Consider the following 14228-nt stretch of genomic DNA (forward strand, 5'->3'; position numbering starts at 1 on the left):
CAGCCTTATGAAACGAAAACTGTTGGAGTCTTTATGCTACCAAGCTTGCTTGACGGTTCCCGGCGTGCACCTGTTGCGCCCCGAGCCAGCCGTCTCTTCTGGATATTCCTGACACTCGGATTGCTTGGCTTAAGCACCGATGTTCTGGCTCATGCTGTTGCCCAGGGCGACAAGGGCTACATTCAGGAAATTTCCGGAGTGAACCTCATCGCGTTCATCTACCTCGGTGCCAAACACATGGTTACCGGCTATGACCACCTGCTGTTCTTGCTGGGTGTGATTTTTTTCCTTTACCGCATGCAGCACATTGCTATCTATGTGAGCCTGTTTGCCCTGGGGCATTCCACCACGATGTTGCTGGGCGTGTACTTCAACGTCGGGATCAATAGCTACATCATTGACGCCATCATTGGCCTCTCCGTGGTCTATAAAGCCCTGGACAACCTCGGAGCCTATCAGCGCTGGTTTGGCTTTCAACCCAACACCAAAGTCGCCACTCTCGTCTTCGGGTTCTTCCACGGCTTTGGCCTGTCCACAAAGATCATCGAGTACGACATCTCCCCGGATGGACTCATCCCCAACCTCCTCGCCTTCAACGTGGGCGTTGAGATCGGGCAGCTTATTGCTCTGGCGATGATCCTGATTGTGATGAGCTTCTGGCGAAAAACCGATGGTTTTTTCCGCCACGCCTACACCGCCAACGTAGCCATGATGAGTGCAGGGTTCCTGCTCATTGGCTACCAGCTCACCGGCTATTTTTTCGCTTAATTCTGGAGATGTCTGATGTACAACACCGATATGCCGAGCCGTGAAGAATTGCCCAGCACCGGCAAACTGATTCGCTCAACGATCATAGCTGCCATCGTGGCGCTGGTGCTTCTGGTTACTGTGGTTATGCCTGCGGAGTACGCCCTGGATCCGACCGGCGCCGGCCGACTTCTGGGACTGACTGAGATGGGTGAAATCAAAGAGCAGCTTGCCGACGAAGCCGCGGCTGACGAGACCGCTCAGATGGTTGCCGTGAAGTCGTCGCCCGACCAGGAGGCACCCGAAGTTACCGAGCCCGTCGCCGAGACAGCGAGCACTCCTGAGCCTGAACCTGCACCCGTTGAGGAAGCACCTGCCGCAGAACCCGCCCAACCACAATGGCAGGATGAGGTACGCGTGGTTCTCACACCAGGTGAAGGCACCGAATTCAAGCTCACCATGGACCAAGGTGCTGTCGCACGTTTTTCCTGGGTTTCCGAGGGCGGCCCCATCAACTACGACACCCACGGCAATGGCGGTGGCCAGTCCATCTCGTACGAGAAGGGGCGAGGCGTGCCACAAGATGAAGGTGAGCTGGAAGCGGCTTTCACCGGAAAGCATGGCTGGTTCTTCCGAAACCGGAATGACAACGACATCACGCTCGTGCTTCGTACCGGGGGTGATTACGGTCAACTGCAAAAGGTTCTGTAACGGGATTTACGCACTGACCAAAATCCCCACGCACCGAATTCACCGGATGTTGAAACGGTGCGGCTTGAAGCCGCACCTTGTCTGAAAAGGGGGCCGCTGTTCTAACGGCTGCTCGGGGTAAGGAGAGCCTACGGCCAATACCGAAGTGCCCTGAGCATCCCCTGCCCGTCGATCAGCAGGGTTCGCTGGCGCTCCACCTCGCTCGCGAACTCCACGCTGACCTCGTCACCGTCGTCCAGATTTGTGCGCGCATCTGCCAGAGCCCGATCCAGGTTTGCCAGCGCTTGTGCCCGGTTATCCCCCAGCGAGAGGTTATCCAGCAAGATCAGCCAGGGGGTCGATTGGGCTGGATCGGCCTGTTCGATCCGCTCACGGTAGATGGGAAGCTCTGCCCCTGAAACCAGGGCGTAGTCGTAGAGCATTTCCGCCGCCGAAAACATGAGGTCCGGCTCACACGGGCCTTCCAGGTACCTTTCCATCGCCTGCACCAGATGTTGGTCCATCCGCCTTGCACCGCGGCGGCCGTAACTGTCGGCGATCATCTCGGGCATGGTGCACAGGAAGTAATTGCCCGCGTAATAGGCGCTGGTCTCGCCATCGACGGCGGTGAAAGGCCGTTCTGGCAGGTGGGAGCGTTCGAGAAACAGGGGGTACAGCCGGGCGGCCAGCTCGTAGAGCTGTTCAGCTTCTGAGAGGTTGGCATCACCGGCAACCACCGTTTCCACGGTGTCTGACAGCCGGTTGAAAAAGTCGCCCCAAAGCCTGTACTCGGGCGCGGTGGCCGGGCCTGACTGGATCAGCGTCAGAAAATCCTGACCAACGGTGCGCAGTTTTTCGGACCAGCGGACGAAGCCGTCTTCGTCAGCTGGCAAGGCCTGGGCGTTCAGTTCAGACAGCGCCCGATCGATCCGATCCAAATGATTTGAGTAGGCCGGATCAACCGCTTGCTTGTCCGTCTCCGCCCGGCCCGAAGGGACCTGTGGTTGAGGTGGTGAAATGGATTGGCAGCCGGCCAATGCCAGGACCAGAATCAGCATGACAATGGCCGGGCATCGCCGGCTCAGACCATTGAGCAAGGTAGCCAATCCGCGCACTCCTGAACCCGTTCCGTCACAGATCCTGATTAGCGCAGGATCACCAGCGGCTTTTCGGCCGTCTTCAGCATGGTCGTGGTGGTACTACCCACCAGGAACTGGCGAATTCGGGAATGACCATAAGCGCCCATGACCAGAATATCGATGTCGTGCTCTTCCTGATAGGCGTGCAATGCAGGTTCCACATCGCCCGCCCGGATGGCGAGAGTGATGTCGGACTCCAGCCCGGCCAGCATCTTCTCCGCCTTTTTCAGCTGCTCCCAGCGGTCGTTGGTGTCCGCGCCGATCATCACCAGGTGCAGCGGCATGCCCTTCAGAACCGGGCTTCCGGCCAGCAGCTCCACGCCCTTGAAGGCGGTGGCGCTGCCGTCGAACGCCAGCATCGCACTTTGGGGGGCCTTGAATTCGTCCGGCACCAGCAGAATCGGCCGGTGCATGCTGCGAATGACGGTCTCAAGCTGACTGCCGATGTGTATATCCCGATCAGAGCTGCTTTCTCCGTGCAGCCCCATGACCAGAAGGCGGGTCTGGTTCTCAAGCGCCAGCAGTGACTCGGTCAGATCGCCGTGGCGCTGGCGTTTGGCGATGTCTTCCACACCCGACGCTCTCACTCTGCGCTCGGCTTCGTCCAGCATGTGGTGGCCATGCTCCAGAGCAAGCTTGGAGCGTTTGCGGTCCAGCTCGGCCAGCTCGTCCAGCAGCTGCTCGCGGCTTCCCAGGCCAATGCTTCCGGCCAGGTCGGGTTCGGCCGGATACCGTTCTTCGTCCAGAACGTGCAGCAGAGTCACCGGGGTTTGCATGTGCTGGCTCGCCCAGCTGGCATAATCACACACCGCCGGTGCGGCGCGGGAACCATCAATACAGGCCACTACTCGTAACATCTCAACCTCGCCTTGCTGATCGTTGTGGTTGTTATTCTGACGGCGATCGTCACCGGATTCCTTGGTCTGCGTCATGGTCAGTGTCCCATCAGCTGGTCAACGGCTTCCGGCTTGTCGTGAACACCGAACCGGTCAACGATGGTGGCGCTGGCCTCGTTCAGACCGATCACTTCCACATCCGCACCTTCACGGCGGAACTTGATCACCGCCTTGTCCAGTGCGCCAACCGCAGTGATGTCCCAGAAATGGGCCCGGCTCAGATCAATCACTACATTATCGACTGCTTCCTTGAAATCAAAGGCCTGTAGGAGTTTTTCCGAGGAACTGAAGAACACCTGGCCTACAACCGTGTAGGTGCGCGTGTCCGTCTGCTCATCCAGATCCGAGCTGACCATCATGTAGTGGCCGATCTTGTTGGCAAAGAACAGCGCCGCCAGCAACACACCGGCCAGCACGCCAAAGGCCAGATTGTGGGTAGCAACCACAACGATCACCGTCACCAGCATGACGATGTTCGTGGACAGTGGGTGATCCTTGAGGTTGCGAATCGACTCCCAGGAGAAAGTACCGATCGACACCATGATCATCACCGCCACCAGGGCGGCCATGGGAATCTGCACCAGCAGGCTGTCGAGAACCAGCACCATGATCAGCAGGAATACACCGGCGGTCAGTGTCGACAGCCGGGTCCGACCACCGGATTTCACGTTGATGATGGACTGACCAATCATGGCGCAACCGGCCATACCGCCGATCAGGCCGGAGCCGATGTTGGCAATACCCTGGCCCTTGCACTCGCGGTTACGATCGCTTTCGGTATCGGTCAGGTCGTCGACGATGGTTGCCGTCATCATCGATTCCAGCAGGCCAACCACGGCCAGCGGCAGCGAGTACGGCAGGATGATCATCAGGGTTTCGAGATTGAGCGGCACATCCGGCCAGAGGAAAATCGGCAGCGTATCAGGCAGTTCACCCATATCGCCGACCGTCCGGATATCCAGCCCGAGAGCAACAGCGACTACGGTCAGTACGACAATGCACACCAGCGGCGAGGGCAGGATCCTGCCGACCACTGGAATCAACGGGAACAGGTAGATGATGCCAAGGCCCGCGGCGGTCATGGCGTAGACGTGCCAGGTAACGTTGGTCAGTTCGGGCAACTGGGCCATGAAAATCAGGATCGCCAGCGCGTTCACGAAACCGGTGACCACAGAACGGGACACGAACCGCATCAGGCTGCCCAGTTTCAGGTATCCCGCAATGAGCTGAATCACACCGGTCAGCAGCGTTGCCGCCAGCAGGTACTGCAGCCCGTGCTCTTTAACCAGCGTCACCATAAGCACTGCCATGGCCGCGGTCGCCGCCGAGATCATGCCCGGACGACCGCCCACAAAGGCAATGATGACGGCAATACAGAAGGACGCGTACAGTCCCACCTTGGGGTCTACCCCGGCGATGATCGAGAAGGCGATGGCCTCCGGAATCAATGCCAGCGCCACCACGATACCGGCGAGAAGATCCCCGCGGATGTTGGATAACCATTGGTTTTTCAGGGTATTAACCATGTTCAGTTCCGTTATTGGTAAAACAGGGACAAAGCTATTGGACCGTCACCCGGGGTGATCGCGAAAAATCCCGACTGTAAGAGAGAAAAACGGGGGCTGGCGCTACGGTGGACTGGTCTTCACAGGGTTCCGGCGAGCTTTCATCAAAAGGGTTGCAAACAAGGGCCGCGAAGCTTACCAGATTCGCCCCCCACAAGTAAGGTAAGGGATGCCCGCTGAATTTCCTGCGGCGCCTTTGCCGAGCTACAATTTACCGAGACTTACACAGACTTAGGGAACTCCCGTCACCCATGGATGATGTCGCCGCCCAGTTCATCTCGAGCAATCAGACCACACTCCATCTTGCCGTTGCGCTTTTACTCGGGGCCATCATAGGCCTGGAACGGGGCTGGGACGCCCGCGACCAGAAATCCGGCGAGCGCATCGCGGGCATCCGGACCTTTGCACTGGTGGGGCTTCTGGGCGGGCTTTCAGCCGTGCTTGCCGATGCCATTACGCCCTGGGCCTTCCCGGTGCTGCTGATCAGCGTGGTTGCCATGGGTCTGGTGGGGTACAGCGAACGCCTGGCCCACATCCGTAATTTCAGCATCACCGGGATGGTGGGCATGGTGCTGACCTTCTGCTTCGGTGCGGTGGCCGTAGCAGTGGATCCGGTTATGGCGACGGCTGCGGCCGTTGTTACGGCCATCATCCTGGATAACAAGGAAGACATTCACGGCTGGGTCTACAAGCTCAAGGACCACGAACTTGACGCGGCTCTCAAGCTCCTGCTGATCTCGGTGGTGATGCTGCCGTTGCTGCCCAATCAGGAAATGGGGCCGGGCGGAGTCCTCAATCCGCGGGAAATCTGGTGGATGGTGGTGATGATCGCGTCCATCTCCTTTGTCGGCTACTTTGCCATCCGGGTGGCGGGCACCCGACGAGGCATCCTGTTTACCGGGGTGTTTGCGGGGTTGAGCTCCTCTACCGCCCTGACACTCCACTTTGCCCGGCAATCCGCGCAATTGCCGCAGCTCAGCGCCCAGTTTGCAACCGGAATTCTCATCGCCTGCGGCACCATGTTTCCGCGAATCCTCGTGTACTGTTTTGTCATCAACCGGGAATTGCTCCCCACCCTGATCTGGCCGGTCGTCACTATGACTGCCCTGCTCTATGGCCCGGCGTTGCTGATCTGGCGGCGAAACTCGGATCGACCGGAAGTTAACCAGCCGCCCCTGAACCAGAACCCCCTGGACCTGACCTCAGCCCTTCTGTTCGGCCTGCTGCTCATGGCCATCCTGCTGCTGGGTGAATTTCTGACCGGTTGGCTGGGCAATGCTGGTATTTACATGCTCGCCGCCAGCTCGGGCATTGCTGACGTTGATGCGATCACGCTTTCCCTTACGCGGATGTCGACGACCAACCTGGACATGAACGTCGCCGTCGTCGGCATCGTCATCGCCGCAGCCACCAACAATTTGGTCAAAGCGGGCATGGCTCTGGCCATTGGTACTCGGCAGGCGGGCATGTTGGTGGGCGTTCCGATGGTACTGTCGCTGGTCGCGGGGCTTGCCGTTGCCTGGTTCCAGTAGTCAGCAGGCGCGACGGAAGGTGAGATTGTAACGGCAGGCACCGGTCAATGGGTGGCTGCCGGTTTTCAGGCGCAGGACACCGTGATAGCGCAATCGCGACGGGCCACCCCAGACCACCACATCGCCATGGGCCAGTGGGATATTGACCGGGCGCTCGTTTCGTTTCAGCCCGCCAAACTGGAATACCTGGGGCAGCCCCAGGGACACTGACACGATCGGCTGCTCAAAATCGGTCTCGTCCTTGTCCTGATGCAGCCCCATTTTAGCCCCCGGCTCATAGCGGTTGATCAGGCAGGCATCGGGGCAGAAATCCCTGTAGCCGGCGGCCTCCGCAGCGTCCCGGGCCAGCCGTTCAAAGACCCCGGGCATCGACGGCCACGGCGCGCCAGTAAGGGGATCGGTGGGCTGATAGCGATACCCCCGGGTATCCGTCACCCAGCCCTGGTCGCCACAGCAGCTCATGGCCACCGACATGGTGTGGCCACCGGGCGTCTGCATGTGCCTCAGGGGGGCAGACGCCGTGACCCGATCGATTGCCGCCAGCAAAGCCTCCGCTTTTTCTCTCGCGAACTGGCGCAGCACCACTGCGCCATCAACAATGGCCTCAGACCTGGGCTCGCCAGGCAGATCGTCAAAAAGGTCCGCAATCATCGGTGGCTACTCCATTCAGTCGAAAACAGCGCCGCTGTACCGGTCATGGTTGCAAGGAATTCGCAGGCTTCCTCCGGCCATACGCCACTCTACACCGGTGAGGATCACCCGTGCAGTGACATCGAATGAGCGCGACGAATGAAAGCCTGTTCATGAACCCGAATTAAAAAACCCGTATATTCTATGGACTGTTCCCTTTCGGATTAAGGACCTATTGATGCTCTTGGCTCTGATTTTTGGTGGTTTGATTGGCTATGCGTTTGGCAAGTTTCCCGGATTCCTGGTGGGTGCTGCCATCGGTGCCTTTATCTTTAACCGCCTCAAAAGCCGTCTGATTGGCAAGCTCCACAACATTCAATCCGGCTTTGTTGAGTCGGTTTTTGCCGTTATGGGCGCACTGTGCAAGGCCGATGGCGTGGTGTCTCAGGATGAAATCCAGGTCGCAGAAGCCATGTTTGTGCGTTTTCGTCTGAACGAAACCCAGAAGGCCAAAGCCAAGGCTGCCTTCAACCGTGGCAAGGCACCGGACTTTGATCTCGACGCAGAGCTTGCCCGTTTCCTGCAGATGACCGGACGCCAGCCCGCGTTTCTCCAGATGTTCCTGCAGGTACAGGTTTCGGCCGTAGCAGCAGATGGTGTCATCCATCCCGCAGAACACGCCATGCTCGTGCGTATAGCCCGTGGCCTGGGCCTGCCAGAGAGTCAGGTGGATCAACTGGAGGCCATGCTGCGCGGGGCTCACAGCGGACAGGCTGGTGCCGGTGCCGGCCAGCGTTCTTCCAGCCAACAGATTGACGATGCCTACAAGGTTCTTGGGGTTTCACCCTCCGCCAGCGACGACGAACTGAAAAAGACCTATCGCAAGCTGATGAGCGAGAACCATCCCGACAAGCTCGCCGGCAAGGGCTTACCCGAAAGCATGCGGGAAATGGCAGAGGAGCGGACGCGGGAAATCAGCCACGCGTACGACGTGATCAAGGACGCCCGCAAGAAGGCAGGATAATCCCGGCTAGAACCATCGTGGCACGCGCGCCCGATACTCATCGTAGGGCGCGCCGTATGTGCTCGACAGGGCCTTCTCCTCTTCTCGCGCCTGGCGGGTGATCACCAGCACCCCGGCAATCAGGCAGACCAGCGAAAAGACACTCGGCAGTGCCAGGAAAAATCCGAACTGGCCGGTCATTACGCTGATGAACAGCGGGTTTCGGGACCGGGCAAACGGGCCGCTGGTCAGCAGCTTGGGATGATCCTCGCGGTGATCAATGCCGGAACGCCAGTCCTCATGCATGTACGCCTGGAGATAGTTCACAGAGGTGAAGGAAACCAGCAGAAGCAGCATTCCCAGCAACAGTACCGGCCACTGATACAACGCGCCGAACACCCCCAGCCAACCGTCGATGTCCGCAAACACCCGAACCACGCACACCGAAAGAATCAGCGCACGGAACACGTTGAAAATTTGCCGGTGCCACCAGGGAGCGGATCCGCGCTCTCCGTAATTAATGTGGGAAAAACGCATGCGCTGATAAAGGCCCAGAGCCCGACTCGCAAACTGCAGGCCGATCATCAGGAAAAAGATGCCGAGAAAATGGCGCACAAGAGGTTCAATGAATTCCATCGGGCTCGCTTAGTAAAGATTCACACCGCAAGCTTATTACCTGAAAAGGTCTGTGAAAAGCGTGTTAATCGGAAGCCGCTGCAATAACCAACTGACCAATCACATGGAATAACACAAAAAAGTGCCCCTGGGGTCTAACCTCCTCTCAGGAAAACCGGTCATAACAGCGGCCCCACCATTGCAACGGCGTTATTCCAGAGGCGTCGACGCCACCCCCAATTATTCACATCGTCGAAAGAAACAGGATTGGAGCTGGCAACGTATTCCATTTGGCGGGCAAACATGTCTGCAGTCAGCTCAGGATCAATACACAGTATATTGTTCTCGAAATTAAGCTCGAAACTCCTGCGGTCAATGTTGGAGGAGCCGATCAGCGTTATGTTGTCGTCCACGGTCACGGACTTGGAATGCAAGAGTCCGCCGACAAACTCATGGATCTTTACCCCGGCCTTGAGCAATTCCCGGTAGTAACTTCGACTCGCGGCGGCCACAACAAATGAATCATTCCGGGCGGGGAAGATAATCGTAGTATCAACCCCCCGGTTGGCCGCTGCACACAGCGCTGCTTGAAGGGATTCATTGGGCACATAGTACGGCGTCGTGATGGTGAGCCTGTCTCGCGCTGAATACATCAGCGCCTCGAACATTTCAGGGGCTGCAGAGGGGCGCACCGTGGGCCCTGTCGCAATAACCTGGGCAAAGAACCCCGGCATGAACGACTCCACCTCCTTCTCCACCACATCACTGATGTCTTCATCCACGCAAGCCATCCAGTCACTGGCAAAAACATGCTGGTTCTGCAGGGCAACAGGGCCCTCGAACCGTATTACGGCGTCGACCCACGGCGCGTACTTGCGCTTTACGAGGAACTCAGGATCTGCACAGTTCTGGCTGCCGCAATAGGTAATCCAGTTATCGATTACGACGATTTTCCGGTGGTTTCGCAGATCAATACGCCCTCGCAAGGGCTGCAATAACAGATTGCCGACCGGAAAAGAGACGCCCAGCTTAACGCCGCTTTCCCGCATTGCTCGCCAGTGTTTCGAGTTGATTAGTTGGCGGGAACCCAACCCATCGACCATTGCCCTGCAGTCGATACCGCGCGAAGCGGCCCGTCTGAGGGCCTCTACGACTCTGAGGCCATTATTGTCACAGAGCCAGATATAGAAGCTCAGGTGGACATGGGCCCTGGCAACATCTATGTCCTCGACGATTGAAGAGATCGTGGCGTTGGAATTTCGCAGCAGGTAGGCACGGTTGCCTGCAAGAGGCTTGAAGCCGTTAATGGTTTCACCGAGTCGAAATAGCGACGTGTAACGATCCGGTATCGCGGGCGTCGCTTCCACGGTCCCTGTTGACGCTATCGAGCCCGGCGCAGGCAAATACTCAGTCACCCTTCGAACACGATTACGGCGACCCCGTCCGATACTGGTTTCACCGATCAACACATACATCGCCATACCGGCGATTGGTACGGCCGCAATCACAACGATCCAGGCAATCCGGGAAGCCGGTTGCCGGTGCGGCCTCAGGAGCACCCGGGCGATAAACAGCAGTTGGACAAGCACAAATGCGACAAAACCCAGGATCGCCGACATGTTTCCGCTCCCGATGGAAATTGAACAATCCAGATCTCTTTCCCTGCGGATTGGAGGACCCAATCCATGGCGCTGTTGTCCGACTGAACCGTCGTCCTCACACTTTCCTCAAATGACATGTCGCCACATATTTGAATGCAGTACAGTCAGTAAACGTATAAAACTAGGAAGTTTCCAGCCATGCCGTCGAATTCAGGCCCCCAATCCGTGCACGCCTATACCAACGACGCCCTCGGCGTGGCCGACGCGACGGAACTGGCCCAGCGGGTGAAGCGAGGTGACGTGTCGGCCGAGGAACTGGCGGACGCTGCCATCGCGCGGGCCCGAAGTGTGGAGCCCCTCATCGGAGGGCTGGTCGCGGACAACTTTGAGGGGGCGATGGAAACCGCGCGGCGCCTGGACCGGCGGCAAGCGGGCACGGAATCCGGTTTTTTCTCCGGCGTGCCAACGGTGATCAAGGACAATACTGATATCGAGGGACTGGCCACACGGCACGGCTCCAAAGCGGTGCCTGAATCAGCCGCAGCAACAACCAGCCCATTCGCCCTGCAACTGCTCGACCAGGGCTTCGTCTGTCTGGGCAAGAGCGCCCTGCCCGAGTTCGGATTTAATGCGACCACCGAACCTGCGCACCAGCCACCGTCACGGAATCCCTGGAATCTGGATTACTCCACTGGCGCATCGTCCGGCGGCTCCGCAGCGCTGGTGGCGGCCGGTGTGGTGCCCGTAGCACACGCCAATGACGGCGGAGGATCGATTCGAATTCCAGCAGCCTGCTGTGGGCTGGTTGGCCTGAAGCCAAGCCGGGGGCGCCTGATCGACAATGACGCCGCGCGAACGCTACCGGTCAACATCCTCGTGGACAGTATTGTCAGTCGCTCGGTCCGGGATACCGCCCATTTCATGGAACAGGCCGAGCGGTATTTCCACCGGTCCTCCCTCCCGGCCCTCGGCAGCAATGAGGGACCATCCGGCAAGGCCCTGACCATCGGTCTGGTTCTGGATTCCATTAACGGGCATGCAACCGACGATGACACCCGCCGCACCGTGGAAAACACGGCCCGAAAACTGGAAAAACTCGGGCACCGGATTGTGCCGATGGAAGTACCGGTTGCGGCCTCTTTTCCGGAGGATTTTGCCCTCTACTGGGCATTCCTCGCGTTTGGCGTGAAGGCAAACGGCCGAAAGCTTATAAATCCCGGCTTTGATAAACAGCAGGTTGATGGGCTGACCAACGGTCTGGCGAGTAAATTCCGGCAGCAGTTCTACCGGTTTCCGGCGGCACTCTGGCGCCTGCATCGCTCCCACCAACACTACGCCCGGGCAATGACCAGGTTCGATGCAGTCCTGACACCGGTCCTGGGCCACACAACGCCACCGATTGGGCATCTCAGTCCGAATGTGCCCTTTGCCACCCTGTTCGAGCGCCTGACCCGTTACGTCGGTTTTACGCCGCTGGCCAACGCAACGGGCGCACCCGCCATATCCCTGCCCATGGGGATGAGCCGGGACAATCTGCCCATTTCCGTCCAGTTCATGGGCCGGCATGGAGGCGAGCGAACCCTGCTCGACATCGCCTATACACTGGAAGCGGAGGCGCCGTGGCCGGCGCTCCATCAGGCGGGTGCGGGCACTCAGGCCCCGGTGACTGCCGGAACCATCCTCTGACCGTCGGCCTTACGAGCCACGACCCGATTCCGGCCCTGGCCCTTGGCCTCATAGAGAGCTTCGTCTGCCCAATTGAAAATATCTTTGGTTGCATCGGCTTTCAGGGGCGAGACGCTGCAGACTCCGGCACTGACCGTAAGGTGCAACACCTCACCAGAGACCCGGAACGCCGAGCCCTCGATTTCGGCACGGATACGCTCCGCCACCCGGATGGCACCGTCGACGGGGGTGTCCGGCAGCAGAACAACAAATTCCTCGCCACCATAGCGCGCGGCGAGATCCTGGGGACGCGTCACATGCTGACGAACGCATTGGGCCACCATCTTCAGGCAATCATCCCCGACCAGATGGCCGTAGGTGTCGTTGAATTTCTTGAAGTGATCGATATCCAGAACCAGTAGCGACAACTGTTCCTGGTAACGAAAAGCCCGCACGACGGCGGACTGAAAGGTCCGGTCAAAATAGCCACGATTTTTCAGGCCGGTCAATGCGTCGGTGGCACTGAGCTCCAGCAACTGCTCGTTGAGGCTCTCAAGATCCCGGGTTCGCGCATGCACCCGCTCCTCCAGGAGTGTGTTGGCTTCGCGCTGCACCTGGAGCGACTTCTCCTGCGCCATTCGCGCCTTGCGCTCCTCCCTGAGCAGCCGTTGCTGGGCCTGGAAGGCGCGTTTCTTTTCCCTGTCCAGGCGGTCCGCCAGCGCAATGGACAACAGAATCACGCCCAGTGCCGAGCCAACCTGAGTGGCATTCTCAGTCAGCAGGTTGCGGGGCAACACCGTGAATTTGCTCAGGGCCAGTACGATGCCGCCAAAGAGCATGGACACCCAGGCAAGGGTGTAATAACGGGCAGCCGGGTCTCGTCGATACCATCGGATAATGCTGAGTATCAGCATGGTCGTGCAGCCCACGAAGGCAACCAGAATGGTGGGAAGAATCAGGAGCCTGTACGGCAGCAGCAAACCACACACGGCCAGAGCACCTGCAGCCGTAATCACCGCAACGGTCCATCGGTTGAAACGCGGATGGTTTTCGCGGGTAACGTTGATAAAACGAATGCTGAACGTACCACCGAACAGCACGGCCAGGTTCAGAAACACAATGATGGACTGGTCATTCCACCACGTTGATTCGGGCCACAGGTACTGGAAGGCAACACCATGAAGACTGGCCAGAAACAGGGGCATCGCAGTGATGTAGCCCACGTAGTGCAGGAAGCTCCGTTCGCCAACCGCCATGAACACGAACAGGTTGTACAGGACCATCACCAGCACAATGCCGTAGTAGATCCCTTCAAACATGGTCCGGGACTGCTCCGCCGAGTAAAAACTGTCCCGATCCCACCAGATCAGGGGGACCTGCATGGAGCTGGTGGTTTTCACCCTCAGGAATACGCGGGTCTGCTCACCGGCGGCCAGGTCCAGGGGCACGACGAAGTTGCGGTGGTCAATTGGCCGATCGGAAAAGGGTTGTTTGTCGCCAAGAACCAGAGGTTCAACGCCGGAGGTCATGGGATCGATGTAGATCTCGATCCGGTCAAGCACGGGGTATCCGATCTCCAGAAAGGTCTGGATCTGCTGGCGCGCCGCGTTATTGAGCGTCACCCGGAACCAGTAGATGTCCTTCGCGTAACCAAGACTGATGCTGTCACTGCCATTTCGGGTCCAGTCTGCCTCGTCAAGCGCCGTCACTGTCTCAATGCCCACAGGCGTGGCCGGCTCTTGCCAGTAATCGACGAACCTTGACAGTTCAACGCGAGTGGAGCCCGTTTCCCACGTAGCTGTATCCTGAGCGGAAACTCCGACAGATGGCGAGGCAAGCAGAAAAAAACACAGCAAGCCGATGAATCTTTGCACAATGGGCCTCAATGAACCACAGATTACATTTTGTTATTGTCGCCCGAGCGATTATGGGCTAAACGGGCAGAGTTAGCCCCTTCTCGCTACCAATCGACGCAAATCGACATAAAACGGATACAAAACCCCGCTCGAACCTTGTTCAACCCACCGCCCGTCGCAAGTAGACAGTCCCTGACTAGCCTGTCATATTTCAGTTACTGATTAGGGCTTCGTGACGCGCCAAGGCGCCTACCTGTGGTTGTTGATTCAATCGCGCAACACCAGAAGA

12 protein-coding genes are annotated in these 14228 nt (G+C 58.5%); 5 read left to right on the plus strand and 7 right to left on the minus strand.

Annotated elements, in window-relative coordinates; genetic code table 11:
- Window positions 1-33 precede the first annotated feature (33 nt).
- Window positions 34-768, plus strand: a complete 735-nt coding sequence (locus tag K0B93_RS16205) for a HupE/UreJ family protein (RefSeq protein ID WP_219868303.1) — start codon at window positions 34-36, stop codon at window positions 766-768.
- Between the two features lie 15 nt (window positions 769-783).
- Complete coding sequence (locus K0B93_RS16210) at window positions 784-1458, plus strand: hypothetical protein (protein ID WP_219868304.1); 675 nt, start codon at window positions 784-786, stop codon at window positions 1456-1458.
- A gap of 128 nt (window positions 1459-1586) precedes the next feature.
- Here K0B93_RS16210 and K0B93_RS16215 read toward each other — a convergent pair whose 3' ends face one another.
- The 3 genes from K0B93_RS16215 to K0B93_RS16225 are packed head-to-tail and all read right to left on the minus strand — an operon-like array spanning window position 1587 to window position 4998.
- A complete protein-coding gene (locus tag K0B93_RS16215; protein WP_219868305.1) occupies window positions 1587-2543 on the minus strand; it encodes a hypothetical protein in 957 nt (318 codons plus the stop codon).
- Window positions 2544-2581: 38 nt separating this feature from the next.
- Window positions 2582-3508, minus strand: coding sequence for a universal stress protein (locus tag K0B93_RS16220; RefSeq protein ID WP_219868306.1), 927 nt, complete (start codon window positions 3506-3508; stop codon window positions 2582-2584).
- A gap of 2 nt (window positions 3509-3510) precedes the next feature.
- Window positions 3511-4998, minus strand: a complete 1488-nt coding sequence (locus tag K0B93_RS16225; protein WP_219868307.1) for a SulP family inorganic anion transporter — start codon at window positions 4996-4998, stop codon at window positions 3511-3513.
- A 290-nt stretch (window positions 4999-5288) separates the two neighbouring features.
- Between K0B93_RS16225 and K0B93_RS16230 the strand changes: the two genes are divergently transcribed.
- Window positions 5289-6569, plus strand: coding sequence for an MgtC/SapB family protein (locus K0B93_RS16230; RefSeq protein WP_219868308.1), 1281 nt, complete (start codon window positions 5289-5291; stop codon window positions 6567-6569).
- On the opposite strand, the gene alkB is transcribed toward K0B93_RS16230, so the two are convergent.
- A complete protein-coding gene (gene alkB / locus K0B93_RS16235; RefSeq protein ID WP_219868309.1) occupies window positions 6570-7220 on the minus strand; it encodes a DNA oxidative demethylase AlkB in 651 nt (216 codons plus the stop codon). It lies immediately after the preceding gene.
- Window positions 7221-7437: 217 nt separating this feature from the next.
- Between alkB and djlA the strand changes: the two genes are divergently transcribed.
- Window positions 7438-8223, plus strand: a complete 786-nt coding sequence (gene djlA / locus K0B93_RS16240) for a co-chaperone DjlA (protein ID WP_219868310.1) — start codon at window positions 7438-7440, stop codon at window positions 8221-8223.
- 6 nt (window positions 8224-8229) lie between these two features.
- Here djlA and K0B93_RS16245 read toward each other — a convergent pair whose 3' ends face one another.
- Entirely contained in the window at window positions 8230-8838 is a 609-nt protein-coding gene (locus K0B93_RS16245; RefSeq protein ID WP_219868311.1) for a methyltransferase family protein, read from the minus strand.
- A gap of 158 nt (window positions 8839-8996) precedes the next feature.
- Window positions 8997-10436 carry a cardiolipin synthase gene (cls, locus tag K0B93_RS16250; RefSeq protein WP_219868312.1) on the minus strand — a complete coding sequence of 480 codons (1440 nt, stop codon included), beginning with the start codon at window positions 10434-10436 and terminating at the stop codon, window positions 8997-8999.
- 180 nt (window positions 10437-10616) lie between these two features.
- On the opposite strand from cls, the gene K0B93_RS16255 reads away from it, so the two are divergent.
- Window positions 10617-12104 (plus strand): amidase, encoded by a 1488-nt coding sequence (locus K0B93_RS16255; protein ID WP_219868313.1) that lies wholly within the window; start codon window positions 10617-10619, stop codon window positions 12102-12104.
- Here K0B93_RS16255 and K0B93_RS16260 read toward each other — a convergent pair.
- Window positions 12071-13957, minus strand: coding sequence for a sensor domain-containing diguanylate cyclase (locus K0B93_RS16260; protein WP_324125588.1), 1887 nt, complete (start codon window positions 13955-13957; stop codon window positions 12071-12073). The genes K0B93_RS16255 and K0B93_RS16260 overlap by 34 nt on opposite strands.
- Between the last annotated feature and the right edge of the window lie 271 nt (window positions 13958-14228).

The organism is Marinobacter sp. F4218 (assembly GCF_019443085.1).
GTDB lineage: Bacteria > Pseudomonadota > Gammaproteobacteria > Pseudomonadales > Oleiphilaceae > Marinobacter > Marinobacter albus.